We start from the raw sequence: 23,654 nt of genomic DNA, 5'->3' as shown, positions 1-23,654 counted from the left end.
AGGCATATTCCTGCGCCGATGCCACGCGCCAGACGTCGTACGGTACTTAGCCTTCAGTCTGATAGCGCGGGTCGCTGGCCTGCAGATGTTTCAGGCGGGCCAGTGGATCCTGGCGGTAAAACTGGCTCAGTTGCGCGTAGACCTGTGGATAACTGTCTGCGAGCAAATCCGGGGCGCTGAAGAAATATTCGCTGGTGACGGCAAAAAATTCTGCCGGGTTTTCCGCCGCGTAAGGGTCGATGGCGGTTTCGGCGTCGGGGTTGTGGTCGAGCTGGCGGTTGAGGTCGTCATAGGCGCTCTGCATCACACTGGCCCATTGCTGCACGGGCATGCCATGGTGCAGCGGCGGCAGGCCGTTGGCATCGCCATTGAGCATGTCGAGCTTGTGCGCCAGTTCGTGGATCACCAGGTTGTAGCCCTCCCAATTGCCGCTGGCCAGCACGCCCGGCCAGGCGAGGATCACCGGGCCTTGCTGCCAGGCTTCGCCGCTGTGTTCGCCATCCCATTCATGTTCCACGCCGCTGGCGTCGCGATGGCGCTGGGGGCTGCGGAAGTCATCGGGGTAGAGAATGATTTCGTGAAAACCCTGGTACCACTCCAGCTCGCCGAGGTTCATCAGTGGCAGTTGGGCCTGGGCGGCGAGCAGCAGGCGTTGTTCCTGGTGCAGTTCGACGCCGGGCAGGGCGGTGAGGTGCTTTTCGGTGAGGAACAGCACGCTGGCTTCACGCAACCATTGGTCCTGTTCGGCGCTGATACCGTCGAGGAAGGTCAGGTGATGGCGCACCCGTTGCCAGGTTTCATCGGCAACCGGGTGCTTGGCCAGGAGGCGCCGGCGACGCCAGGCGCTGAGGGACCACATGGCCGATCAGTGCGGCTTGGCTTCGGATGAGGTGCGGCCAAAGCGGCTGCGGGCCACGCCAATGATCATCGGCACCAGCGACAGCAGGATGATGAACACCACCAGCAGCGACAGGTTTTTTTTGATGAACGGTACGTTACCGAAGAAGTAGCCCAGGGTGACAAGGCCGCCGACCCAGAGGATGGTGCCCAGCACGCTGAAGCCAAAGAAGCGCGGATACGGCATTTTGGCGACGCCGGCGACGAACGGCGCGAAGGTGCGCAGGATCGGCAGGAAGCGCGCCAGGGTCACGGTTTTGCCGCCGTGCTTGTCGTAGAAATCGTGGGTTTTTTGCAGGTAATCGCGGCGGAAGATTTTCGAGTTGGGGTTGCTGAACAAGCGTTCCCCGGCGGTGCGGCCGATCACGTAGTTGGTGCTGTCGCCGAGGATCGCCGCCAGCATCAGCAGGCCACCCAGCAAGACCGGGTCCATGCCGCCACCCGCGGCGACGGCGCCGGCAATAAACAGCAGGGAATCGCCGGGCAAAAACGGCATGACCACCAGGCCGGTCTCGCAAAAAATCACCAGGAACAGGATGGCGTAGATCCACGGACCGTAATTGGTTACCAGCAGGTCGAGGTACACGTCGAGATGCAGGATAAGGTCGAGCGGGTTGAAATCCATGGATGGCACCTGTGTGAATGACCCGACTCAGCGGGCCTGTGCGGAGGCTCGGGTAATAAGGCTACGCGTGTATGCCGTTTTTCTTACAACCCTAAAAGGTCGGCATTATACGGATTGAATGGTGAAAAGCGTGTTGGTTTTGTAGCGGGGGATGTCGCAGCTATTCTGACTAGCACTGATCCAAATGTGGGAGCGGGCTTGCTCGCGATAGCGGTGTGTCAGTGAAAAATACCTCGACTGACCCAGCGCTATCGCGGGCAAGCCCGCTCCCACATTTTTTTGTGGTGTTTGGGCGAATGGCTTTTAGTCTTCGCTGATCGGCAGCGTGTAGTTCTTGAACTCGGTGTCTTCACGAAAGCCCATGGACTCATAGGTCTTCTGCGCCACGGCGTTGTCGCTACTGGTCGATACGCGCAAGCGCACGGCATTGGTTTCCTTGGCCATCTTTTTTGCGGTGCGCATCAGGTTGTCGGCCACCAGTTGGCGGCGGGCATCCTCGGCGACGTAGATGTCATTGAGGATCCACACCCGTTTCAACGACAGTGAGGAAAAGCTCGGATACAGCTGGCAAAAGCCCAGCAGTTTGTGGTCGTCGTCATCCGCCAGGGCCAGGTAGATCACCGACTCCTTGCGCCGCAGGCGCTTTTCCAGAAAGGCCCGGGACGAGTCAGGAAAGGGCAGCGCGCCATAGAACTCGCGGTACTTGACGAATAATGGGGTCAACAGGTCCAGGTGTTCCAGAGTCGCTTGAGTAATCCGCATGCTAGGCCTCAACTTCTATAGGAATACAACGGCAAACGGTCCATTACTCGGGCGGCCGCCACTTGATGCTGCCTAAGGTGGCGAAAAATCGCAATCGTGCCGGCATCACTCCTTGGGCGGGCTAAGTAGGAAGTTACCTTTCATCAAGTCGGGATCATCCGACTCCAGTGTTTGAACCTGTGCCTCATCCTTGAGATTGACCCCCGACAACTGCCGCCGACAGGCCTCGCGCATCAAGTACAGCAAACGGTGCGCCGCCATGCCGTAGCTCAGGCCCTCCAGGCGTACATTGGAAATACAGTTGCGGTAGGCATCGGTAAGGCCGACCTTGGGGTTGTAGGTGAAATACAGCCCCAGGCTATCCGGTGAGCTGAGTCCCGGCCGCTCGCCGATCAGGATCACCACCATCTTGGCGCCGAGCAACTGGCCGATTTCATCGGCGACTGCCACCCGGCCCTGTTCCACCAGGATCACCGGCGACAACGACCAGCCTTCAGCGTGGGTCTGTTCTTCCATGCGTGTCAGAAACGGCGCGGTATGTTTATGCACCGCCAGCGCCGATAAACCATCGGCCACCACCACCGCCAGGTCCACCCCGCCCGGGTTGGCCAGGGCGTAGTCGCGCAGGACCTGTGCCGACTCATCGCTCAGGCGGCGCCCCAGGTCCGGGCGTTGCAGGTAGCTGTGGCGGTCAGGTGCGGCGCTGTGCAGCAACAGGCTGTCGCGGCCGCGCTCGGCCATTTGGCGGCTCAATTCGGCATGGTCAAACGGTAGGTGTACCGCGTCGCGGGCCTGGGCGTGGGCGAACTGGAAGTCCAGTTGCGCCCCCGTGGGAATGCTGGTGCCGGTGCGGCCCAGGGCAATCCGCGCCGGGGTCAGGCGCCGCAGTTCCAGCCACGGGTTATCGCTTTGAGGTGTGTCGATCTGCACTTCAGGCTCCTTCATCCCAATTGCGCCAAGGCGTGACGGAAGGCCGGGGGCAGGTTGTTGCCAAACCGCACCTTGCCATCGGCTTGCGTGAAGATGCCCATTTTCGCCAGCCACTGTTCAAATTCCGGCGCGGGCTTCAACCCCAGGGTTTGCCTGGCGTAGAGCGCGTCGTGGAAGGAGGTGGTCTGGTAGTTGAGCATGATGTCGTCGGAACCCGGGATGCCCATGATGAAGTTGATCCCGGCCACGCCCAGCAGGGTCAGCAGGGTGTCCATATCGTCCTGGTCGGCTTCGGCATGGTTGGTGTAGCAGATGTCGCAGCCCATGGGCACGCCCAGCAGCTTGCCGCAGAAGTGGTCTTCGAGGCCGGCGCGGATGATCTGCTTGCCGTTGTACAGGTACTCGGGGCCGATAAACCCGACCACGGTGTTGACCAAAAACGGCTTGAAGTGCCGCGCTACGGCATAGGCGCGGGTTTCGCAGGTTTGTTGGTCAATCCCAAAGTGCGCGTTGGCCGACAGGGCGCTGCCCTGGCCCGTCTCGAAATACATCAGGTTGTGCCCCAGGGTCCCGCGATTCAGGCTCAAGCCTGCGTCGTAACCTTCCTGCAACACATTCAGATTGATCCCAAAGCTGGCATTGGCGGCCTCGGTGCCGGCAATCGACTGGAACACCAGGTCCAGCGGCACGCCGCGGTTGATGGCTTCGATGGAGGTGGTGACGTGGGTCAGCACGCAGGCCTGGGTCGGGATTTCGTAGCGCTGGATGATGGCATCGAGCATTTCCAGCATGGCGCAGATCGAGGCGATGCTGTCGGTAGCCGGGTTGATGCCGATCATGGCGTCGCCGTTGCCATACAGCAGGCCGTCGAGGATGCTCGCGGCGATGCCGGCCGGTTCATCGGTCGGGTGGTTGGGTTGCAGGCGTGTGGACAAGCGCCCGCGCAGGCCCATCGTGCCGCGGAACTGGGTGACAACGCGGATCTTCTGTGCCACCAGCACCAGGTCCTGCACGCGCATGATCTTCGACACGGCGGCGGCCATTTCCGGGGTCAGCCCTGGCGCCAGGGCGCGTAGGCTGTGTTCGTCGGCCGCGTCGCTGAGCAGCCAGTCCCGCAGGCCGCCGACGGTCAGGTGGCTGACCACGGCAAAGGCCTGCTGGTCGTGGGTGTCGATGATCAGCCGGGTGACTTCATCGCTTTCATAGGGGATCAGCGCCTCTTGCAGGAAGTGCTTCAACGGGATATTGGCCAGGGCCATCTGCGCCGCCACCCGTTCGCCGTCGTTCTGCGCGGCGACGCCGGCGAGAAAGTCCCCGGAGCGGGCGGGACTGGCCTTGGCCATCACGTCCTTGAGGCTATCGAAACGGTAGGTCAATGCACCGACCGAGTGGGAAAAACTTGCCATACAGACTCTCCATGACGGCGCGGGCGGTGGCCCGCGCCGTGGTTTACGGCGTTAGTGCAAGGCGGCCTCTGCGGCCTGGATCGCCGCGAATTCTTCTTCCGGCGTGCCTGCTACCAAGTGATGCCGACTGTAGAAAGCAAAGTAAGCAATTAATACTCCATAGATGATCGCCGCGCCAATCACCACGCGCGGGTCCACCAGGAAGCCTGCCACGACGGCGATGCAGGCCAGTATCAAGGCCAGGCCCGAGGTGAAGATGCCGCCCGGTGTGCGGTATGGCCGCTCCATTTTGGGGCGACGGATGCGCAGGGTGATATGCGCGGCCATCATCAACACATAGGAAATGGTCGCGCCAAATACCGCCACCAGGATCAGCAGGTCGCCCTGGCCGGTCAGCGACAGGCCAAAACCGATGATCCCGGGAATGACCAGGGCCAGCACCGGTGCTTTGCTTTTATTGGTTTGCGACAATTTACGCGGCAAGTAACCCGCGCGGGACAGGGCGAAAATCTGCCGGGAGTAGGCGTAGATGATCGAGAAAAAACTCGCGATCAGCCCAGCCAGGCCCACCAGGTTGACGAAGCTGCCCATCCAGGTCGAGCCGCCGTAGGCCAGGGCCAGGGATTCCACCAGGGGGTTGCCGGATTTGACCAGCGCCAGGGTGCCGGCGCCGCCCGGGGCGATCACCAGGATCAGCAGGGCGAAACTGGTGAGCACCACAATCGCGCCGATCAGGCCACGGGGCAGGTCGCGCTTGGGGTTCTTGGTTTCTTCGGCGGCCAGGGGCACGCCTTCGACGGCGAGGAAAAACCAGATCGCATAAGGGATCGCGGCCCACACGCCGACATAGCCGAACGGCAGGAAGCTGCTGGCGCCCCTGGCCTCGGTCACGGGAATGTCCAGCAGGTTGGAGACGTTGAAGTGCGGCACCATCGCTACCAGGAACACGCCCAGGGCAATCGCGGCCACGGCGGTGATCACGAACATCAGCTTCAACGCTTCACCGACGCCCAGGATATGGATGCCGATAAAGATGATGTAGAACGCCAGGTAGATCATCCAGCCGCCAATGCCGAACAGCGACTCGCAATAGGCGCCGATAAATACGGCGATGGCGGCGGGGGCGATGGCATATTCGATCAGGATCGCCGTGCCGGTGAGAAAGCCCCCCCAAGGGCCGAAGGCGCTACGGGCAAAACCATAGCCGCCGCCAGCGGTGGGGATCATGGACGACAGTTCGGCCAGGGAGAAACACATGCACAAGTACATGGTGGCCATCAGCAATGTGGCGAGAAACATCCCGCCCCAGCCGCCCTGGGCCAGGCCGAAGTTCCAGCCGGCATAGTCGCCGGAAATCACATAGGCCACGCCGAGGCCGACTAATAGCACCCAGCCGGCGGCGCCTTTTTTCAATTCTCGTTGTTGGAAGTATTCGGAGCCGACTTTTTCAAAGTCGACTGACGAACTGGTGGGTTCGCTAGGCATGGGGAAGTACCTTTGGTTCTTATTGTTTTATCCCGGCTGACTTGAGCCGGATGAGATGCCGAGTATTTGTGATGATTCAGTGTGGGAGCTGGCTTGCCTGCGATAGCGGTTTCACATTCAACATGAGTGTTGGTTGTGCTGGCCTCCTCGCAGGCAAGCCAGCTCCCACACTTGATTGCATTTCAAGTGTGGGAGTGATGAGGGTTAGAAGAAGCCCAGTGGGTTGATGTCGTAGCTCACCAGCAGGTTCTTGGTCTGCTGGTAGTGATCCAGCATCATCTTGTGCGTCTCGCGCCCCACGCCGGATTTCTTGTAGCCACCAAACGCCGCATGCGCGGGGTACAGGTGATAGCAGTTGGTCCACACACGCCCGGCCTTGATCGCCCGGCCCATGCGGTAGGCGCGGTTGATATCGCGGGTCCACAGGCCGGCACCCAGGCCAAACTCGGTGTCGTTGGCAATCGCCAGCGCTTCGGCTTCATCCTTGAAGGTGGTGATGCTGACCACCGGGCCAAAGATTTCTTCCTGGAACACACGCATCTTGTTGGTGCCCTTGAGCAGGGTCGGCTGGATGTAATAGCCGCTGGCCAGGTCGCCGCTCAGTTTCTCCACCTTGCCGCCGGTCAGCAGCTCGGCGCCTTCGCCCTTGGCGATTTCCAGGTACGACAGGATCTTGTCGAACTGCTGCTCGGACGCCTGGGCGCCGACCATGGTGTCGGTGTCCAGTGGGTCGCCACGTTTGATCGACTCGACCTTCTTCATCACCACTTTCATGAAGTCGTCGTAGATCGACTCTTCCACCAGCGCGCGGGAGGGGCAGGTGCACACTTCGCCCTGGTTGAAGAACGCCAGCACCAGGCCTTCGGCAGCCTTTTCGATAAATTGCGGTTCGGCTTTCATGATGTCGGCGAAGAAGATGTTCGGCGACTTGCCGCCCAGCTCAACGGTGGACGGAATAATGTTTTCGGCCGCGCAATGCATGATGTGCGAGCCCACCGGGGTGGAGCCGGTAAAGGCGATCTTGGCGATACGCTTGCTGGTCGCCAGGGCCTCGCCTGCTTCCTTGCCGAAACCGTGCACCACGTTCAGTACGCCCGGTGGCAGCAGGTCGCCGATCACTTCCATCAGCACGTTGATGCCCAGCGGGGTCTGCTCGGCGGGCTTGAGTACCACGCAGTTGCCGGCGGCCAGGGCGGGCGCGAGTTTCCAGGCGGCCATCAGCAGCGGGAAGTTCCACGGGATGATCTGCCCGACCACGCCCAGGGGTTCGTGGAAATGATAGGCGGCGGTGTGTTCGTTGATTTCGGCGCTGCTGCCTTCCTGGGCGCGGATGCAGCCGGCGAAGTAGCGGAAGTGGTCGGCGGCCAGGGGGATGTCGGCGTTGAGGGTTTCGCGCACCGCCTTGCCGTTGTCCCAGGTTTCGGTGATGGCCAGCAGTTCGAGGTTCTGTTCGATGCGGTCGGCGATTTTCAGCAGCACCAGCGAGCGGTCCTGGGCCGAGGTCTTGCCCCAGGCGTCGGCGGCGGCATGGGCGGCGTCCAGTGCCTTGTCGATGTCCTTGGCTGTGGAGCGCGGGAAGTCGGCGATGGGCTTGCCATTAACCGGCGAAGTATTGGTGAAGTAGTTGCCATCGACCGGGGCCACAAATTCGCCACCGATGTAGTTGCCGTACTTGGCCTTGAACGAAACGATAGCGCCTTCAGTTCCAGGGTGTGCGTAACGCATGGGGGGTATCTCCTGACTTCTTATGTTTATTGGAGTGCAGCGTGGCTGCGCTTGATAAAGCGTAGAGCAAAGGTCGGGCCAGTGCCCTGCAGGTCAGGTAAATCAAGGGTTGTGGGTTTGTTGCAGGGCGTTGCTGTGACAGGCCTGGTACAGCCTGTGTGACACTTTGTGCCATAAACGGTACAGGCTGTGACCCATGGGTCGCCCCGGCATTGCAATGCGCCAAGGCCTGGAGGATGCTGGGTGCCCCGGTCCGCGGTGTGTCCCACGCAACAGGAGAACAATAAGAATATGCACAACGATGATTTCAGCCGCCATGCCCGGCAAGTCCTGACGGTCACCCGCGGGCAAGACCCGCTGCACGGCCCCGGCAGCGACCCATCGATCGCCCGCTCCTGGCTACGCTGCCTGGAGGACTACCACCTTGACCCGGCACTGACCATCGCCCCCACGGTGTTGGAGCATGATCGCCTGCTGGAAAGCCGCGAGCGCCTGCAACAGGTGCTGCACATCGCCGGCACCGAAATGAACCATTTGCATCAACAACTTTCCGGCGCGGGGCACGCGGTGCTGCTGACCGACGCGCGCGGGGTGATCCTCAATTGTGTCACCGCGCCCAGCGAGCGCAAGGTGTTCGAGCAGGCCGGTCTGTGGCTCGGCGCCGACTGGAGCGAGGCCTGTGAAGGCACCAACGGCATCGGCACCTGCCTGGTGGAGCGCCAGGCCCTGACCATTCACCGCGACGAACACTTTCGCGGGCGCCACACCGGGCTGACCTGTTCCGCCAGCCCGGTGTTCGACCCCCATGGCGACCTGCTGGCGGTGCTCGACGTGTCCTCGGCCCGCGAGGCGGTGTCGCGCCAGAGCCAGTTCCACACCATGGCGCTGGTCAATCTCTCGGCGAAGATGATCGAGAGCTGCTATTTCCTGCGTCACTTTGAAAGCCACTGGTTGCTGCGTTTCCACCTGCAGGCCGAGTCCGTGGGCCTGTTCAGCGAAGGGCTGCTGGCGTTTGATGGCGAAGGGCGGATCTGTGCGCTCAACCAAAGCGCGCAGAACCTGCTGGGCCAGCCGCGCGGGCGCTTGCTGGGGCTGCCGGTGGAGATGTTTTTCGATTGCACCCTGGACCAGTTGCTCGGGCGCGCCAGTGCCAATGCCAGCGCCAGTTGGCCTCTGCGCACCCGTGATGGGCGCAGTTTATTTGCGGTACTGCGCGGCGAGGCCCGCCGGGCGCCGACTCCTGTAGTGCAAGCGCCACCAAAGGTTGAGCGACCACGCTTGCCGGGTATCTGCCTGGGGGATGAGGCGCTGCAAAACGATTTTCGCAAGGCCTTGCGGGTCTTCGAGCGCGATGTGCCGCTGCTGATCAATGGCGAAACCGGCTCCGGCAAGGAGGCTTTCGCCAAAGCCGTGCACCACGCCAGCCAGCGTGCCGACAAAGCCTTTGTCGCCCTGAACTGCGCGGCCATCCCCGAGAGCCTGATCGAGAGCGAGCTGTTCGGTTACCGCGGCGGCAGCTTCACCGGCGCCCGTAAGGAAGGCATGCGCGGCAAGCTGCAGCAGGCCGACGGCGGCACCTTGTTCCTCGACGAGATCGGCGACATGCCCCTGGCCATGCAGACCCGGCTATTGAGGGTGCTGGAAGATCGGTTGGTGGTGCCCATTGGTGGCGAGCCGCAAGCGGTGGATGTGCGGATCATCAGCGCAACCCACCGTGACTTGTTGGCGCGGGTAGCCAGCGGCACTTTCCGTGAAGACTTGTACTATCGCCTCAATGGCCTGGAAGTGGTATTGCCACCATTACGCGAGCGTAGTGACAAGTCGCAGCTACTGGACTTTCTACTGGCGCAAGAAGCAGACGGGCAGCCGATAGTGCTGGCTATCGAGGCGCGTCAGGCACTACTGGATTTCTCCTGGCCGGGTAACGTGCGGCAACTGCGTACGGTGCTGCGTACATTGGCTGCACTGTGTGAAGGGGGGAGGGTAGGGTTGAGCGACTTGCCGGCGATGATTGGCCAGGCCTCCTCCCAGGCACAAATCGCCGTACCGCGAGGCAGGCAGCCATTGGAGGACGCCGAGCGCCTGGCATTGCTGGCCACCCTGGAGCAGCAGCGCTGGCATATGACCCTTGTTGCGGAACAGTTGGGCATCAGCCGCAATACCTTGTACCGCAAGTTGCGCAAACATGGCATCGCCTTGCGTTCAGCGGGCTGAGTGAGGTCGAGGGGGCTTAAGCTCCCTGGATGACTTGCTTGTCTTGTAGTTGTGCGAATGGGTGATGGATTAATTGTTTTTTTGTATTTTAAGTTTGCTGATGGTCGGGTGGGAGAAGTCAGGTAGTAACTAATTAAAGCATTTTTTGCGTTTCCAGGTGATAGCGTAAAAGATGGTAAAATTTCTGATGATTAGAGATTGTTGTTGTAAGTTGTAGTAGCTGTTTTTGTTTGTGTATTTTGTGGAACTGATTTTTGTTTTTTTATACTCAAGTGGGGCAGGCGCTTCAATGTTTATTGAAACGTTGGCTTCAGGGATGCTTGAGTTTAGCAGTGACGCTTCATGAGCTATTTTTACTATAGAGGTGAAGATATGAATATTACAAATTTCCCGGCGAAAAGTTCTCTGCAAGTTATGGAATCGGTCGCTTGGGGAGATAATCAACAAGTAGCCACCGGTACGAAAAGTGCGCCAAGCTTGAATGAAACAGCGGGCGTTCCAGAGGGCCCCGCACCCGGCGAGGCGAATACGGCGGGTGAAGGTTCTGTGCGCACAAAGAGGGGGTTTAAATCTTTAGGCCTTCCCAGGGTTTTCTCCAGGCCCAAGCCCAACATTCCCCAATCGCCTGGGCTTGCAGGTACCTATAAATCCCTTTCAGATAGCGTTCCGCGCCCGCCCGTCGGCCCTCCAAACACTCCAGGGATCACTAACTTCAGGAACCTTGCGTTCAAAACGCAGCACCCTAACTCGCCAATCTCTGGTCCGGTCAAACCGGCGGTTGCGAAACCGACGACTTTTGGCGATGTGGCAGGCAACCTGGTTGCAGCCGATCGGCTGGTCAAGGCCGGTGTATTTAAAACGGGTCCGTCCTTGAAGACCGTCACACGTGATGCGGTTGTGAATGCGACTGTAAATGGACTTGTCAGCACACCGTTAAGCATTGGCACTTACGCGGGTTCAGTGTGGAGTGGTGAAACTATCAAAGGTAACTTTAGCGCCAATACCCCATTGTTGCCGCCGGTCCACCTGCCTGCACCAAGTCAGATGGCCAATGGCGTTGCTGCGGCGTCAGGCACTACGGGGGAGCAAGATGCCGCAACGATTAATTTGCGCTTGGATAATGCCGAGTTAAAAATGCTGCTTTTGACCAATACGCTCCAAACTCTTGTAGAGGGTGGCGAGGGCAAGGCTCTTGGGAAGAGTCCGGACTGGCCAACCGGGGTGAATGAGCGCCTCGAAAAACTTGATAAAATTTACTCTGGGGCAGAAAAGGCTTTGCAGGCAGTTGCCGAAGAAAATGAATTTATTTTCAAACCCTATAAAGATGAATCTGCGACCGGGTCCAGTAGTGTCACCCATCAATTGGATGTGCTTGATAAAAGAAGCGATCAGATCAGTAAAAGTATAGGGCGCCTGGTTGTCGTCCGTGAGTTGGAAGAAAAGAAGAAAGGGAGCATAGTTTAAAAGTGAACTTTCTGTTTTTGGTTCGGTAGTTTAAATGTGTTTGTATGTTTTAATAACTGAAAGTTGTCGGGCCTGGTGTTGTACGGGGATTTCCCAATCACCGGGCTTGACTCAGTTCATTGAGTTGTAGAAAAAAGTAGAAAAAGCCCGCGACTGCTTGCCCGAGAACGCTGTGATCATGGCCGGAAAAGATTGCACGCTAATCGCTAAAAGAGTGCGAATTTTCCCACCCTACGCTAACCTGCCTCGATGTTTTACGAGGTCGACTATGCACATTCATATTCTCGGTATTTGCGGCACCTTCATGGGTTCGATGGCGGTCCTGGCCAAAGAGCTGGGCCATCATGTCACTGGCTCCGATGCCAACGTCTATCCACCCATGAGCACGCAATTGCAGGCCCAGGGCATTGAGTTGACCCAGGGTTACGACCCGGCGCAATTCAACCCGGTGCCGGACCTGGTGGTGATTGGCAATGCCATGTCCCGTGGCAACCCGGCTGTGGAATACGTGCTGAACAACGGCCTGCCTTATGTCTCCGGCCCGCAATGGCTGGCTGACCATGTGCTGCAAGGCCGCTGGGTGCTGGCGGTAGCCGGTACCCATGGCAAGACCACCACCAGCAGCATGCTGGCCTGGGTGCTGGAGCACGCGGGCATGAGCCCGGGCTTCCTGATCGGCGGTGTGCCGCAGAACTTCTCGGTGTCGGCGCGTTTGGGCGATACCCCGTTTTTTGTCATCGAAGCCGACGAGTACGACAGCGCTTTCTTCGACAAACGCTCCAAATTCGTTCACTACCGCCCGCGCACGGCGATCCTGAACAACCTGGAGTTTGACCATGCGGACATCTTCCCCGATCTGCCAGCCATCGAGCGGCAATTCCACCACCTGGTACGCACTATTCCCAGCGAAGGTCTGGTGATTCACCCCACCACCGAGCCGGCCTTGCAGCGCGTGATCGAGATGGGCTGCTGGACCCCGGTGCAAACCACCGGCGCGGGCGGGCAGTGGCAGGTCAAGTTGTTGAGCGAAGATGGCTCCAGGTTTGAAGTGCTGTTTGAGGGCGAGGCCCAAGGCATTGTCGATTGGGACATGACCGGCCAGCATAACGTCGCCAACGCCCTGGTGACCCTGGCGGCGGCGCGCCATGTCGGCGTGGTGCCGGCCATGGGCATTGCCGCGCTGAGTGCGTTCAAGAGCGTTAAGCGGCGTATGGAAAAGGTCGCTGAAGTGAATGGGATTACCATCTACGACGACTTTGCCCACCACCCCACGGCAATTGCCACCACCCTCGACGGCCTGCGCAAGCGTGTCGGCGATGCACCAGTGATCGCGATTATCGAGCCGCGCTCCAACTCCATGAAGCTGGGCGCACACCGCGATGGCCTGCCGGAAAGCGTCAACGATGCCGACCAGGTGGTGTGGTACGCACCGGCCAATCTGGGTTGGGACCTGGCGGCCGTGGCCAGGCTGTGCACGGTGCCGTCGGTTGTCAGCGACTCCCTGGAAGGCATCATCGAACAGGTCAAACGCCAGGCTAAGCCGGGCACGCATGTGGTGATCATGAGTAACGGCGGCTTTGGCGGCCTGCACGGCAAACTTGCGCAGGCGTTGCAATGAGCGGGCCGGAACGCATCACCCTGGCGATGACCGGTGCGTCTGGCGCGCCTTATGGGCTGCGCTTGCTCGATTGCCTGGTGCGCGAAGACCGCGAGGTGCATTTCCTGATTTCCAAGGCGGCGCAATTGGTGATGGCCACCGAGACCGATGTCTCGCTGCCGCCCAAGGTGCAGATGATGCAAGCCTTCCTCACCGAATACACCGGTGCGGCGGCAGGGCAGATCAAGGTCTACGGCAAGGAAGACTGGATGGCGCCAGTGGCCTCCGGCTCCGGTGCGCCGGCGGCGATGGTGGTGGTGCCGTGCTCCACCGGCACCTTGTCGGCGATTGCCACCGGCGCCTGCAACAACCTGATCGAGCGCGCGGCGGATGTGACCTTGAAGGAGCGCCGCCAGTTGATCCTGGTGCCGCGCGAGGCGCCGTATTCGAGCATTCACCTGGAGCACATGCTCAAGCTGTCGAATATGGGCGTGACCATTCTGCCGGCGTCGCCAGGCTTTTATCACCAGCCGCAGACCATCGATGACCTGGTGGATTTCGTGGTAGCACGGATTCTCAACCTGCTGAATATCCCCCAGGACATGCTGCCGCGCTGGGGTGAGCATCATTTGAGCAGCGATGAATAAAGCCCTGCTGATCGCGCTGGCACTGCACCTGACGGGCTGCGCCACCGCACGCACCCTGGATGCGGCCAAACCCGGCGCGCCAGTGGTGTATGCAGGCACGCGCCTGGATCTGTATGCAATGCAGGGTGGCTGCTGTGCCATGGACCGCTTTGGCGCCGAAGCGCCGAGCTACCCCGGCCTCGACCTGCCGGCCAGTGCCTTGCTCGACACGCTGCTATTGCCGCTGTCGGCGTTGACGGTGCTGGGGGTTGGGTTTAATGCGACGGGTGGGTTGTAGCCTGTAGCGGTGGATGTTGTCTGGGTGGGCCCCATCGCAGGCAAGCCAGCTCCCACATTTGATCTGTGAATGCATTCATGTGGGAGCCGGGCTTGCCCGCGATGAGGCCCGCCCGGTCACCGCAGATTCACTTGCCGAGTTTACGCAACTCATCCGACTCGACAACCCGCACCCCATCCTGCTCTTCCAGCGCCAGGCGCCACATGGCCCGGGCCAGTTCGCACACTTCGATGCCGCGATACTTGCCGGGAATCAGCCGTGACAACGGCCCCACGAGTTTCTCGGCCAGGCGTGTCTCCAGGCGTTCACCCAGCAGCAGCGAGGGCCGCACGATGGTCAGTTGCGGCCAACCCTGGGTTTTCAAGGCCTGTTCCATCTCACCCTTGACCCGGTTATAGAACACCGAGGATTTTGGGTCGGCGCCGATCGCGCTGATCACGATCAGGTGCCGAGCCCCCATTTCCCGGGCGCGCTTGCCGAATGCCACCACCAGGTCCAGGTCAACCGCACGGAAGGCCTGTTCGGAACCGGCTTGCTTGAGGGTGGTGCCCAGGCAGCAAAAGGCCAGGTCGACCCGGCCGCTCAGGTGTGGCAGCAATACGCTGGGGTCGCCGACCGGGTTTTCCAGGTGCGGGTGCTCGGCCAGCGGGCGGCGGCTGGGTGCCAGCACGCGAGTGACGGTGGGCTCGTTGAGCAGGCGATCCAGCAGATGTTCCCCAGTCAAGCCCGAGGCTCCGGCAAGCAATATATGCTGAGGCGTCAAGTACATGGTGTTTCCCCCCTTGATACAGTTTCAGCTTAGTTGCTCTTGGCGTCCTTGCTATTGATAGAGACGCTTTCCAGCGCCTTTCGTGCCTGCTGCTTACGCAATAATTGCCAACGGGCGATCACGCGCTTGGGGGCCCAGATCTGTGGTTCGGAGGCCTCGAAATTATCAGCCATTTCTCGTTCGGTCACATGCCGTTGGGCCAGCTTGAAGGCGTGCTGCAAATCGTCGGTCTGGGTCAGGGCCTGGGCGAACAAGGCATCGCCAAAGTAGGTGAAGTCGGCTTCTTCCGAGCAGCCAAACGACACGCGATCGGCGCGCGAGGCGGTCATGAGCAGGGTGTGTTCATCCTTGAGCGCCGGGATGAAGCCGCCGGAGTAGCACGCGGAAATCACGATGACCTTGTCGCGGTTTTTCAGTGGTGCCATCACCGCAGCCAGTTCGTCGCTTGGCAGGTCGGCCAGCTCCATGCGGGGTTGGTCGAGCACCAGTTGGTGTTCATGGGTGCCGTGGCTGGTCAGGTAGATAAACACCAGGTCTTCGGGGCCGGTGCGCTCGGCCAGAGTCTGCACGGCGCGGCGCAGGCTTTCGCGGGTCGCCATCGGGCGGTCGGCGATATGGTCGCGGTGGTTGACCAGGCGGATCTGCCCGCGCGCGCCGAAGCGGCTGGCCAGCAGGTTGCTGACATAGTCGGCCTCGCGCAGGAATACGCTTTGCTTGCCGTCGCCGGCCACCACCAGGGTGTATAGCTCGACGGCCGGGGTAGACGCCGGTACGGCGGCGAGGGCGTCGTCGAGCAAGCGGCCCTGGGCCAGTACCCCGACTTCCAGGGTATCGGGCAACAGCTTGCCGTCGGCATCGCGCACGCGCAGGCCGTTGGCCCAGGTCCCGGCCTGCACGGTGCCATCGGCGAGTACCAGGGTGCCCTGGCCGTGATAGCTGTCGTTGTCGAAACCACCGATATAGAAACTGCCATCACTGAGGTTCAGGCGCCCTTCACCGGTAAAGCGCCAGTCACTGAAGTGCCCGAGGTAATGGCTGCCATCCACGCCGGTCAGTTCGCCCTTGCCGCTGAGGGCGCCTTCGCGGAACTCGCCGGTCCACACGTCGCCGTCGGCGTTTTCGTAGCGACCCTTGCCGTTGAGCTGGTTCTGCTTGAAGTGGCCGATGTACATGTCGCCTTCGGCGCTGTTGAAGGTGCCATTGCCCTCCAGCTGGCCATTGACGAAGCGCCCGCTGAACTGGTTGCCGCTGTCGTCGTTGCGCTGGCCTTCGCCGTTGGGCTTGCCGTGGGCAAACTGGCCCTGGTATTGGCTGCCGTCGGCCAGTTCCAGGCGGCCGAGGCCGGAATACTGGTCGTCCTTGAATTCGCCGCGATAGGTCATTTGCCCCTCTTTGAGGGTGCCTTCGCCATTGCGCCGGCCTTGCCTGAAGCCGCCGACGTAGGTATTGGCCGAGGTGGTCAGGGTGCCTTGGCCGTCGAACAGGCCTTGCTGGAACTGGCCTTTATAGACTTCGCCGTTGCTGCCATGCCATTCGCCCTGGCCATGCCACTGGCCCTTGTCGAATTGCCCGGCGTACCAACTGCCGTTGGGGTAGTCCACCCGGCCCTGGCCTTGCAACAGCCCATCGACCACATCCCCGCGATAACGCCCGCCGTCTGGCAGCCGGGCATCGGGCGGCAACAGGGATTCGCCATCGCCGCAAGCGGTGAGCAACAAGGCGAGAGCAAGGGGGGCGAGTGGGCGCATAGCGGGATCCGGATAATTGAGCGCCGAGTATGCCGCAGCGGGGGAAGCTATACCTAGTGGTCTATGCGCGAATTAGGACTTGTCGGCGATGGCGCGCCTGCCGGCGCTATCGCCGGCAAGCCGGCTCCTACGGGTGTATCAGACGAAGCACAGTGACAACGACTCGGCGATGTAGGCCGGTTTTTCCTGGCCGTCGATTTCCAGGGTGCAGGTGGCCTTGAGCAGCCACTGGCCAGGCTTTTTCTCGGTGGCGTCGGTGAGGGTCACCGCCAGGCGTACCCTGGAATTGACTTTTACCGGCTGGATAAAACGCACGCTGTCCAGGCCGTAATTGACGGCCATCTTCAAGCCCTCGGGCATGATCAGGATGTCTTCGATCAACTTGGGGATCAGCGACAACGACAGGAAGCCATGGGCGATGGTGCTGCCAAACGGAGTCTGGGCGGCTTTTACCGGGTCGACGTGGATGAACTGAAAATCGCCGGTCGCTTCTGCGAACAGGTTGATACGCTCCTGGTCGATGGTGAGCCATGGGGAACGTCCCAGTTCCTTGCCGACATAATCATTGAGTTGCGCTACAGGTACATAGGGCATTGCGACTCTCCTTGGTTCATCAATTTATCTCCCGGCAGGCGCGAGCCAGTTCGCGCCTGCCGGGGTGTTGTTTTGGTTGGATTCCAGGGAACCAATGTAGATCATCATGGGCAAATGGCCCGGTCAACCCACCATGCTTTTGGCGAATGCCAGTTCATAGGGGCTGCGTGCTTATAATGCCCACGGGCTTTTGGGGGAGAAAAACCCATGTTGTTACGCGGTTTGACTTGGCTGGTGTTGTTTCAATTGCTTGGCACGGCGATCAATCATTTGTTCCTGCCGGTCTTGCCGGGGCCGATTGTCGGCCTGTTGCTGCTGCTGGCGTACCTGGTGTGGCGTGGTGAGGTCGGTGAGCCGTTGAGCCTGGCCGCCGGCAGCCTATTGCGTTACTTGCCGTTGCTGCTGGTGCCGCCGGCGGTGGGGGTGATGGTGTATGCCAAGGACATTGCGGCCGATTTCTGGGCCATCGTCGGGGCGCTGGTGTTGTCGCTGGTGATCGCCATGGCCTTTGTTGGCGTGCTGATGCAAAAGCTGGTTAAGCGCCAGGCGCAGCGGGAGGAGGGGCAATGACCTTCGATTGGCAGGGTGCGTGGGCCGCGGTGATCCACCATCCGTTATTTGGCATTGGCATTACCCTGGGCGCCTATCAACTGGTGCTGGCGGGGTTCGAGAAAACCCGCTGGATTTTCCTGCAACCGGTGCTGGTGTCGATGTTGCTGGTGATTGGCGTGTTGCTGGGATGCGGCCTGACCTACGTCGAGTACCGCAAAAGTACCGAGATCATGAGCATCCTGCTGGGCCCAGCCACGGTGGCGCTGGCGGTGCCGTTGTATCTGAACCTGAGGCGGATTCGCCAATTGTTCTGGCCGATTTTTACTACGCTGGTAGTGGGGGGCGTGTTTGCCACCGGCCTGTGTGTGTGGCTGGGGTGGTGGTTTGGCGCCGAGCATATGGTGCTGATGACCATGGCGCCCAAGTCGGTGACTTCGCCGATTGCCATGCTGGTGGCCGAGCAGATCGGTGGCGTTGCGGCACTGGCAGCGGTGTTCGTGCTGATCACCGGGGTGATTGGTGCGATGATCGGGCCGGCGTTCCTGTCGCGCCTGGGGGTACACAGCCCGGAGGCGCGGGGCATGGCCTTGGGCATGACGGCCCATGCGGTCGGCACCTCGGTGGCCTTGCAGGAGAGCGAGGAGTGCGGCGCGTTTGCCGCATTGGCGATGAGTCTGATGGGCGTGGCCACGGCGGTATTCCTGCCGTTGGCGGTGTCTTTGGTGATCTAAGTCGGGTTTAAGGAACGCTTTATGAGTCTGGCGCTTTTTCCGCTCAATACGGTGCTGTTTCCAGGCTGCACCCTCGATCTGCAACTGTTCGAGGCGCGCTACCTGGACATGATCGGCCGCTGCATGAAAAAGGGCGAAGGCTTTGGTGTGGTGTGCATCCTGGATGGCAAAGAGGTCGGCCTGGCGCCGGACGGCTATGCAGTGATTGGCTGCGAGGCGCTGATTCGGGACTTCAAGCAGCAGGACAACGGCTTGCTGGGGATTCGTGTCGAGGGCGGGCGCAGGTTTCGGGTGCTTGAGGCGGATGTGCAGCGCGATCAACTGCTGGTGGCCGATATCGAGTGGTTGCAAGAACAGCCCGAACGCCCGCTGGGCGAGGAAGACGCCGACTTGTTGGCCCTGCTTGAGGCCCTGGCGGAGCACCCGATGGTTGCCTCGCTGGACATGGGCGCCGATGCGCAAGGGCAGCAAGTGTTGGGTAACCGGTTGGCGTACCTGCTGCCGTTTACCGATTCCGACAAAATCCAATTGCTGCAACTCGACGATCCCGAGCAACGGCTGGATGCGATTCAATTGCTGCTGGATGAGCTGCAGGGCGAATTGTTCCCGTGAACCCTGTTGCTCGGAATTATCCGCAACAGATTCGGAACTTTCGTCGTTGCAGTACGCTCATCGCCTGAAATAGTGGGGCTTCAGCCACTATTTGTCAGGGAGTGAACATGATTCGTTTATCGCCATCGGAGCAGCCGGTCTGGGATGCTTTTTTTGTCAGCGTTACGACGCAGCTGATTCAGCAGGCCAACGATCGAGGCCCGGAGTACATTGCCGAGCGGGCTGCCGAAATTGCCGATGAAATGCTGCTGGAGCGTCGGGAGCGCAGCGTCGAGCGGCGCAATGCTCCCGTGGACTGGGTTGGTCCGGCGTAGGTCAATAGGCGTATCGGAGCAGGGCGTGGGAGGTCCCGGTCAGGGCAAAAAAACCGAGGACCGCCACGCACCCCGGCACGATCAGCCACCACACCTTCGGCGCCATGGCCGGTAGTGGGTGCTGGCGCTGGCTCACGGTCAGGCTGAAGGCGCAGACCGTCATGGCCAGTAAGGTGCCAGCCAAGATGTCGCTCGGCCAGTGAGCCCCCAGGTACACCCGCGACAGGGCAATGGCGGCGGCCGGAATGGCCCCCAGCAGCAGCCAGGCCAGGCGCATGCGGATCGGTTGGCCGCGACCGGCCAGCACCGCCAGCGCGAGGAAGAACGCAAACGCGCCAGAGGCGTGGCCGCTGGGCATGCTGAAGCTGGTCAGCGGGTCGACGAGGATTTCTGGCCGGCCACGGGCAAAGAACAGCTTGCTCCCGGTGTTGATCAGCGCGGCCCCCAACAGCGTGGCCCCGACAAAAATCCCCTGGCGCCATTGCCGTGCCAGTAACAGCAGGCCGGTCAACACGGCGCTGGCGACGAACATCTTCTTGAACTCGCCCAGTTGAGTGATCATCACCATGGCCCGGTCCATGGCCGGGCTGCGATGTTCCTGGACCAGGGCCATCAAGCCCTGGTCAAAATGGTTCAGGTACGGATAACCGATAAACATCGCGATCAACAGCACCAGGCTGGCGCAGCCCATCCACAGCGTGGCGCGGCGGTGGCCGCGCAGGGTGCTGTTGAGGGCGATGCCGAACAACACGGCCAGGCAGGCCGCGACCACCCCGGCCTCGGGCCAGAACCCTTCGGGCAGCGGCAGGCGAAATGCCGCGCCGGCGGCCCAGCCAGGCAACAGGTAGGCGACCGTCCAGCCGGCAGCGGCCAGTACGCTGACCGCGGCAAAGCGCGGGAACGGCATGTCGCACATCCCGGCCACCATCGGCAGCATGGGGCGCAAGGGGCCGATAAAACGTCCTACCAGCAGGCTGACGATGCCGTACTTCTGAAAGTAGGCTTCGGCGCCGTCCATCCACTCGGGATGATGACGCAAGCCGGGCAAGCGCCGGATGTTCTGGTGGAAATGCCGGCCCAGGTAGTAGGAAACCCCATCGCCCAGCAGCCCGCCGAGCAAGCCCAGCAGCAGGGTTTCCCCCAGGGACAGCGCGCCGCTGCCGGCCAGTGCGGCAATGGCGAACAGCAGCACCGTGCCCGGCACGATAATCCCGGCGATGGCCAGGCATTCCACAAAGGCGACGATAAAGACCGCCGCCGCCAGCCATTGCGGGTTAAGGGTCAGCCAGCCAGTAATGCCATCGAGCCATGGGCCCATACAATCAACTCCATTAATGGTCATCTCCCCCCGTAGAAACGAGCTTGTGTGGGAGCGGGCTTGCCCGCGATGCAAGCGACTCGGTATGACTGACAGACCGAGGTGCTGCTATCGCGAGCAAGCCCGCTCCCACATAAGCCCATTGCTGCAGGGCATATTTCAAATCAAAACGTAATCGCGGCCTTCGACCTGGCCGCGTCGCAAGGGGTTCCGTGTGCAATACGCCGCATAGCCCGCATCGACGAAGCGATACATCAGGTGTTCATCGCGCCCGCCGGGGATGCCCAGGCGGGTGGTCTGGATAATCTGCGCGGGCGCCAGGCCCACATCCTCGACGTAAAGCCGCTCCTGGTCGAAGCGTTTGGCGTCCCACATTGGCACTTTCAAATCCAGGGCCTTGCACAACAGGGTCTGCCCGGCGCAGAGCTTCTGGGGCGGGCGTGGCCGGCCGCTGGCGTCGGGGTTGTTGAGGAGCATATGTGCCAGGCTGGCGGGCCCCGAGACGTCATCCACCCAGGGGTAGGCCGACTTGATCAGCACGGCATTGCCCGGCCCCTGGGCGCTGAAGTTCAGGGAGTCGCCGCCACGGGCGTAGTACATATAGATGTGGCCGCCATCCAGAAACAAAGCCTTACGCTTTTCTGTGTAGCCGAGGGACGCATGGCTGCCTTTTTCGGCCAGGTAATAGGCTTCGGTTTCAATAATTCGCGCCGACAGCCACACATCGCCGACCCGATGGCGGATGACTTTGCCCAGCAAATCTTTCGCGAGCGTTTGTGCGTCGCGGTCGAAAAAGCCATCAGGCAGGGCGTTGGCGGGGAGCTTCGGGGGAAAACTGGACATGACGATGGACGGTTGCACAGGCCAAATGTGACCGAATGATATCAACTCCAGGCTTAATCACCGCTGAACCTTGAGTTTTTACAGTTCATTTCGACCATCCGCCCCTCACCGCTGTCCGTAGGACGGCGCGACAGCTATAATCTGCCGCTTTCCTCTTTGCCAAGACCCCACCAGACCATGACTGAGTCCGTTCTTGACTACATGACCCGCCTGGGTCGCGCTGCCCGTCAGGCCTCGCGGTTGATCGCCCGTGCGAGTACTGCGCAGAAGAACCGTGCCCTGCTGGCGGCCGCCGATGCTCTGGATGCCTCGCGCTCCGAGTTGACCGCCGCCAACGAGCTGGACCTGGCCAACGGCCGGGCCAATGGTCTGGAGCCGGCATTGTTGGATCGCCTGGCGCTGACGCCGGCCCGTATCGACGACATGATCGAAGGCCTGCGCCAGGTGGCCAAGCTGCCGGACCCCATCGGTGAAATCCGTGACATGCGCTACCTGCCGTCCGGTATCCAGGTCGGCAAGATGCGCGTGCCCCTGGGCGTGATCGGCATCATCTATGAGTCGCGCCCCAATGTGACCATCGACGCGGCGAGCCTGTGCCTGAAGTCCGGCAATGCCACCATCCTGCGCGGCGGCTCCGAGGCCATCCACTCCAACCGCGCCATCGCCGCCTGCATCCAGCAAGGCCTGGCCGTGGCCGAGTTGCCGGCCGAAGTGGTGCAAGTGGTGGAGACCACCGACCGCGCCGCCGTAGGGGCGCTGATCACCATGCCGGAATTTGTCGACGTGATCGTGCCACGCGGCGGCAAGAGCCTGATCGAACGTGTCAGTCGCGATGCCAAGGTGCCAGTTATCAAGCACCTGGATGGCGTCTGCCATGTGTTTATCGATGTGGCGGCCGATCTCGACAAGGCGATCCGCATTGCCGACAACGCCAAGACCCACCGCTACGCGCCGTGCAACACCATGGAAACCCTGTTGGTCCACGCCGGCATTGCCGAGCGTGTGTTGCCGCCGCTGGCGGCGATCTACCGCGACAAGGGCGTGGAACTGCGCGGTTGCGAGCGTACCCGGGCCTTGCTGGGCAGCGATGTGATCGAAGCCACCGAGCAGGATTGGTACACCGAATACACGGCGCCGATCCTGTCGATCCGTATCGTCGATGACCTGGACCAGGCCATCGAGCACATCAATACCTACGGCTCCAAGCACACCGACGCCATTGTTTCCGAGCATTTCAGCGATGCCCGGCGTTTCCTCACCGAAGTAGACTCCGCGTCGGTGATGATCAACGCCTCGACGCGCTTTGCCGACGGCTTCGAGTACGGCCTGGGGGCGGAGATCGGGATTTCCACGGACAAGCTGCATGCCCGTGGCCCGGTGGGCCTCGAAGGCTTGACCAGCGAGAAGTACGTGGTCTTTGGCGACGGTCATGTGCGCACTTGATGGCTAAACGCATCGGGCTGCTCGGCGGTACCTTCGACCCCGTGCACATCGGCCATCTGCGCAGTGCCCTGGAAGTGGCGGACACCCTCGGCCTGCAAGAATTGCGGCTGATCCCCAATGCCCGGCCGCCGCACCGGGACACGCCGCAGGTCAGCGCGCAGGCGCGCCTGGCGATGGTGCAGTGCGCGGTGGCCGGGATTGCCCCGTTGGTGGTGGACGACCGCGAGCTCAAGCGCGATAAACCGTCCTACACTATCGACACCCTGGAACAGACGCGGGCCGAGTTGGCCGCCGATGACCAGTTGTTTCTGCTTTTGGGTTGGGACGCATTTTGCGCACTGCCCACTTGGCATCGCTGGGAAGAGTTGCTCCAGCATTGCCACATCCTGGTTTTGCAACGCCCGGATGCCGACAGCGAACCGCCGGATGCCTTGCGCAACCTGCTGGCAGCGCGGTCGGTAAGTGACCCACAGGCCCTGACCGGGCCGAGCGGGAATATTGCATTTGTCTGGCAGACCCCGCTTGCGGTGTCGGCCACCCAGATCCGTCAACTGCTGGCCAGCGGTAAGTCGGTACGTTTCCTGGTGCCTGACGCGGTCCTGGCCTACATCGATGCGCACGGGCTTTACCGTGCGTCGAACTGAAAAGGCGCGCTTGAAGGCACGAATAGTCGTGTATTGAAGCGCCCGAACTAATGAGCA

General features: G+C 61.2%; 23 protein-coding genes. 11 read left to right on the top strand and 12 right to left on the bottom strand.

Annotated elements, in window-relative coordinates; genetic code table 11:
- Positions 1-46: 46 nt before the first annotated feature.
- The 7 genes from AC07W7_RS24280 to exaC form a co-directional block, all read right to left on the bottom strand.
- Complete coding sequence (locus AC07W7_RS24280) at positions 47-859, bottom strand: M90 family metallopeptidase (RefSeq protein ID WP_169865982.1); 813 nt, start codon at positions 857-859, stop codon at positions 47-49.
- Between the two features lie 6 nt (positions 860-865).
- The gene (locus tag AC07W7_RS24275) at positions 866-1,522 is read right to left on the bottom strand and encodes a DedA family protein (RefSeq protein ID WP_038443607.1); all 657 of its coding nucleotides are present in this window, start codon (positions 1,520-1,522) and stop codon (positions 866-868) included.
- Between the two features lie 303 nt (positions 1,523-1,825).
- Positions 1,826-2,284: a GNAT family N-acetyltransferase gene (locus AC07W7_RS24270; RefSeq protein WP_076964951.1), complete on the bottom strand. Its 459-nt coding sequence runs from the start codon at positions 2,282-2,284 to the stop codon at positions 1,826-1,828.
- 105 nt (positions 2,285-2,389) lie between these two features.
- Positions 2,390-3,229 carry an ethanolamine ammonia-lyase subunit EutC gene (gene eutC, locus AC07W7_RS24265; RefSeq protein ID WP_495040261.1) on the bottom strand — a complete coding sequence of 280 codons (840 nt, stop codon included), beginning with the start codon at positions 3,227-3,229 and terminating at the stop codon, positions 2,390-2,392.
- Positions 3,226-4,620, bottom strand: a complete 1,395-nt coding sequence (locus AC07W7_RS24260; RefSeq protein WP_076964949.1) for an ethanolamine ammonia-lyase subunit EutB — start codon at positions 4,618-4,620, stop codon at positions 3,226-3,228. The genes eutC and AC07W7_RS24260 overlap by 4 nt, the downstream gene beginning before the upstream one ends.
- A gap of 51 nt (positions 4,621-4,671) precedes the next feature.
- Positions 4,672-6,105 (bottom strand): ethanolamine permease, encoded by a 1,434-nt coding sequence (eat, locus tag AC07W7_RS24255; protein WP_495040260.1) that lies wholly within the window; start codon positions 6,103-6,105, stop codon positions 4,672-4,674.
- A 204-nt stretch (positions 6,106-6,309) separates the two neighbouring features.
- Positions 6,310-7,830: an acetaldehyde dehydrogenase ExaC gene (exaC, locus tag AC07W7_RS24250; protein ID WP_169865994.1), complete on the bottom strand. Its 1,521-nt coding sequence runs from the start codon at positions 7,828-7,830 to the stop codon at positions 6,310-6,312.
- A gap of 291 nt (positions 7,831-8,121) precedes the next feature.
- On the opposite strand from exaC, the gene AC07W7_RS24245 reads away from it, so the two are divergent.
- From AC07W7_RS24245 to AC07W7_RS24225, 5 genes are all read left to right on the top strand, one after another.
- Positions 8,122-10,044: a sigma-54-dependent Fis family transcriptional regulator gene (locus tag AC07W7_RS24245; protein WP_495040259.1), complete on the top strand. Its 1,923-nt coding sequence runs from the start codon at positions 8,122-8,124 to the stop codon at positions 10,042-10,044.
- 342 nt (positions 10,045-10,386) lie between these two features.
- On the top strand, positions 10,387-11,508 hold the full coding sequence (locus AC07W7_RS24240; RefSeq protein ID WP_495040258.1) for a hypothetical protein: 1,122 nt from the start codon (positions 10,387-10,389) through the stop codon (positions 11,506-11,508).
- A 268-nt stretch (positions 11,509-11,776) separates the two neighbouring features.
- On the top strand, positions 11,777-13,126 hold the full coding sequence (gene mpl, locus AC07W7_RS24235) for a UDP-N-acetylmuramate:L-alanyl-gamma-D-glutamyl-meso-diaminopimelate ligase (RefSeq protein ID WP_099168336.1): 1,350 nt from the start codon (positions 11,777-11,779) through the stop codon (positions 13,124-13,126).
- A complete protein-coding gene (gene ubiX, locus AC07W7_RS24230; RefSeq protein WP_076964944.1) occupies positions 13,123-13,752 on the top strand; it encodes a flavin prenyltransferase UbiX in 630 nt (209 codons plus the stop codon). Before mpl ends, ubiX begins: the two co-directional genes overlap by 4 nt.
- Positions 13,745-14,029, top strand: a complete 285-nt coding sequence (locus AC07W7_RS24225) for a YceK/YidQ family lipoprotein (RefSeq protein ID WP_099168337.1) — start codon at positions 13,745-13,747, stop codon at positions 14,027-14,029. Before ubiX ends, AC07W7_RS24225 begins: the two co-directional genes overlap by 8 nt.
- 127 nt (positions 14,030-14,156) lie before the next feature.
- On the opposite strand, the gene AC07W7_RS24220 is transcribed toward AC07W7_RS24225, so the two are convergent.
- From AC07W7_RS24220 to AC07W7_RS24210, 3 genes are all read right to left on the bottom strand, one after another.
- Entirely contained in the window at positions 14,157-14,798 is a 642-nt protein-coding gene (locus tag AC07W7_RS24220; RefSeq protein ID WP_076964942.1) for an oxidoreductase, read from the bottom strand.
- A 29-nt stretch (positions 14,799-14,827) separates the two neighbouring features.
- Positions 14,828-16,546: a C13 family peptidase gene (locus AC07W7_RS24215; protein ID WP_076964941.1), complete on the bottom strand. Its 1,719-nt coding sequence runs from the start codon at positions 16,544-16,546 to the stop codon at positions 14,828-14,830.
- A gap of 138 nt (positions 16,547-16,684) precedes the next feature.
- The gene (locus AC07W7_RS24210) at positions 16,685-17,140 is read right to left on the bottom strand and encodes a MaoC family dehydratase (protein WP_076964940.1); all 456 of its coding nucleotides are present in this window, start codon (positions 17,138-17,140) and stop codon (positions 16,685-16,687) included.
- A 207-nt stretch (positions 17,141-17,347) separates the two neighbouring features.
- Between AC07W7_RS24210 and AC07W7_RS24205 the strand changes: the two genes are divergently transcribed.
- The 4 genes from AC07W7_RS24205 to AC07W7_RS24190 all read left to right on the top strand — a co-directional run bounded on the left by AC07W7_RS24205 (position 17,348) and on the right by AC07W7_RS24190 (position 19,349).
- A complete protein-coding gene (locus tag AC07W7_RS24205; RefSeq protein WP_057438999.1) occupies positions 17,348-17,710 on the top strand; it encodes a CidA/LrgA family protein in 363 nt (120 codons plus the stop codon).
- Positions 17,707-18,423, top strand: coding sequence for an LrgB family protein (locus AC07W7_RS24200; protein ID WP_076964939.1), 717 nt, complete (start codon positions 17,707-17,709; stop codon positions 18,421-18,423). Before AC07W7_RS24205 ends, AC07W7_RS24200 begins: the two co-directional genes overlap by 4 nt.
- Before the next feature lie 21 nt (positions 18,424-18,444).
- Positions 18,445-19,035, top strand: coding sequence for an LON peptidase substrate-binding domain-containing protein (locus AC07W7_RS24195; RefSeq protein ID WP_099168340.1), 591 nt, complete (start codon positions 18,445-18,447; stop codon positions 19,033-19,035).
- A gap of 107 nt (positions 19,036-19,142) precedes the next feature.
- Positions 19,143-19,349 carry a hypothetical protein gene (locus AC07W7_RS24190; protein WP_076964937.1) on the top strand — a complete coding sequence of 69 codons (207 nt, stop codon included), beginning with the start codon at positions 19,143-19,145 and terminating at the stop codon, positions 19,347-19,349.
- A gap of 1 nt (position 19,350) precedes the next feature.
- On the opposite strand, the gene AC07W7_RS24185 is transcribed toward AC07W7_RS24190, so the two are convergent.
- Together AC07W7_RS24185 and AC07W7_RS24180 are read right to left on the bottom strand one after the other, a co-directional pair.
- Positions 19,351-20,667, bottom strand: coding sequence for a bifunctional DedA family/phosphatase PAP2 family protein (locus AC07W7_RS24185; protein ID WP_169866000.1), 1,317 nt, complete (start codon positions 20,665-20,667; stop codon positions 19,351-19,353).
- Positions 20,668-20,826: 159 nt separating this feature from the next.
- On the bottom strand, positions 20,827-21,510 hold the full coding sequence (locus AC07W7_RS24180; protein WP_495040257.1) for a DNA-3-methyladenine glycosylase: 684 nt from the start codon (positions 21,508-21,510) through the stop codon (positions 20,827-20,829).
- Positions 21,511-21,687: 177 nt separating this feature from the next.
- Here AC07W7_RS24180 and AC07W7_RS24175 point away from each other — a divergent pair, with 177 nt between their 5' ends.
- Both AC07W7_RS24175 and nadD read left to right on the top strand, forming a co-directional pair.
- A complete protein-coding gene (locus AC07W7_RS24175) occupies positions 21,688-22,953 on the top strand; it encodes a glutamate-5-semialdehyde dehydrogenase (protein WP_099168341.1) in 1,266 nt (421 codons plus the stop codon).
- On the top strand, positions 22,953-23,597 hold the full coding sequence (gene nadD / locus AC07W7_RS24170) for a nicotinate-nucleotide adenylyltransferase (RefSeq protein WP_076964190.1): 645 nt from the start codon (positions 22,953-22,955) through the stop codon (positions 23,595-23,597). Before AC07W7_RS24175 ends, nadD begins: the two co-directional genes overlap by 1 nt.
- Positions 23,598-23,654: the final 57 nt, after the last annotated feature.

This window comes from Pseudomonas sp. GW821-FHT01D09 (genome assembly GCF_059422465.1).
This window is presented reverse-complemented; position numbering and strand designations above follow the sequence as displayed.

What these genes read in the sequence shown, in the direction of transcription:
- AC07W7_RS24280 (WP_169865982.1), bottom strand. Translation starts at nt 859, where the DNA reads ATGTGGTCCCTCAGCGCCTGGCGTCGCCGGCGCCTCCTGGCCAAGCAC.
- AC07W7_RS24275 (WP_038443607.1), bottom strand. Translation starts at nt 1,522, where the DNA reads ATGGATTTCAACCCGCTCGACCTTATCCTGCATCTCGACGTGTACCTC.
- AC07W7_RS24270 (WP_076964951.1), bottom strand. Translation starts at nt 2,284, where the DNA reads ATGCGGATTACTCAAGCGACTCTGGAACACCTGGACCTGTTGACCCCA.
- eutC (WP_495040261.1), bottom strand. Translation starts at nt 3,229, where the DNA reads ATGAAGGAGCCTGAAGTGCAGATCGACACACCTCAAAGCGATAACCCG.
- AC07W7_RS24260 (WP_076964949.1), bottom strand. Translation starts at nt 4,620, where the DNA reads ATGGCAAGTTTTTCCCACTCGGTCGGTGCATTGACCTACCGTTTCGAT.
- eat (WP_495040260.1), bottom strand. Translation starts at nt 6,105, where the DNA reads ATGCCTAGCGAACCCACCAGTTCGTCAGTCGACTTTGAAAAAGTCGGC.
- exaC (WP_169865994.1), bottom strand. Translation starts at nt 7,830, where the DNA reads ATGCGTTACGCACACCCTGGAACTGAAGGCGCTATCGTTTCGTTCAAG.
- AC07W7_RS24245 (WP_495040259.1), top strand. Translation starts at nt 8,122, where the DNA reads ATGCACAACGATGATTTCAGCCGCCATGCCCGGCAAGTCCTGACGGTC.
- AC07W7_RS24240 (WP_495040258.1), top strand. Translation starts at nt 10,387, where the DNA reads ATGAGCTATTTTTACTATAGAGGTGAAGATATGAATATTACAAATTTC.
- mpl (WP_099168336.1), top strand. Translation starts at nt 11,777, where the DNA reads ATGCACATTCATATTCTCGGTATTTGCGGCACCTTCATGGGTTCGATG.
- ubiX (WP_076964944.1), top strand. Translation starts at nt 13,123, where the DNA reads ATGAGCGGGCCGGAACGCATCACCCTGGCGATGACCGGTGCGTCTGGC.
- AC07W7_RS24225 (WP_099168337.1), top strand. Translation starts at nt 13,745, where the DNA reads ATGAATAAAGCCCTGCTGATCGCGCTGGCACTGCACCTGACGGGCTGC.
- AC07W7_RS24220 (WP_076964942.1), bottom strand. Translation starts at nt 14,798, where the DNA reads ATGTACTTGACGCCTCAGCATATATTGCTTGCCGGAGCCTCGGGCTTG.
- AC07W7_RS24215 (WP_076964941.1), bottom strand. Translation starts at nt 16,546, where the DNA reads ATGCGCCCACTCGCCCCCCTTGCTCTCGCCTTGTTGCTCACCGCTTGC.
- AC07W7_RS24210 (WP_076964940.1), bottom strand. Translation starts at nt 17,140, where the DNA reads ATGCCCTATGTACCTGTAGCGCAACTCAATGATTATGTCGGCAAGGAA.
- AC07W7_RS24205 (WP_057438999.1), top strand. Translation starts at nt 17,348, where the DNA reads ATGTTGTTACGCGGTTTGACTTGGCTGGTGTTGTTTCAATTGCTTGGC.
- AC07W7_RS24200 (WP_076964939.1), top strand. Translation starts at nt 17,707, where the DNA reads ATGACCTTCGATTGGCAGGGTGCGTGGGCCGCGGTGATCCACCATCCG.
- AC07W7_RS24195 (WP_099168340.1), top strand. Translation starts at nt 18,445, where the DNA reads ATGAGTCTGGCGCTTTTTCCGCTCAATACGGTGCTGTTTCCAGGCTGC.
- AC07W7_RS24190 (WP_076964937.1), top strand. Translation starts at nt 19,143, where the DNA reads ATGATTCGTTTATCGCCATCGGAGCAGCCGGTCTGGGATGCTTTTTTT.
- AC07W7_RS24185 (WP_169866000.1), bottom strand. Translation starts at nt 20,667, where the DNA reads ATGGGCCCATGGCTCGATGGCATTACTGGCTGGCTGACCCTTAACCCG.
- AC07W7_RS24180 (WP_495040257.1), bottom strand. Translation starts at nt 21,510, where the DNA reads ATGTCCAGTTTTCCCCCGAAGCTCCCCGCCAACGCCCTGCCTGATGGC.
- AC07W7_RS24175 (WP_099168341.1), top strand. Translation starts at nt 21,688, where the DNA reads ATGACTGAGTCCGTTCTTGACTACATGACCCGCCTGGGTCGCGCTGCC.
- nadD (WP_076964190.1), top strand. Translation starts at nt 22,953, where the DNA reads ATGGCTAAACGCATCGGGCTGCTCGGCGGTACCTTCGACCCCGTGCAC.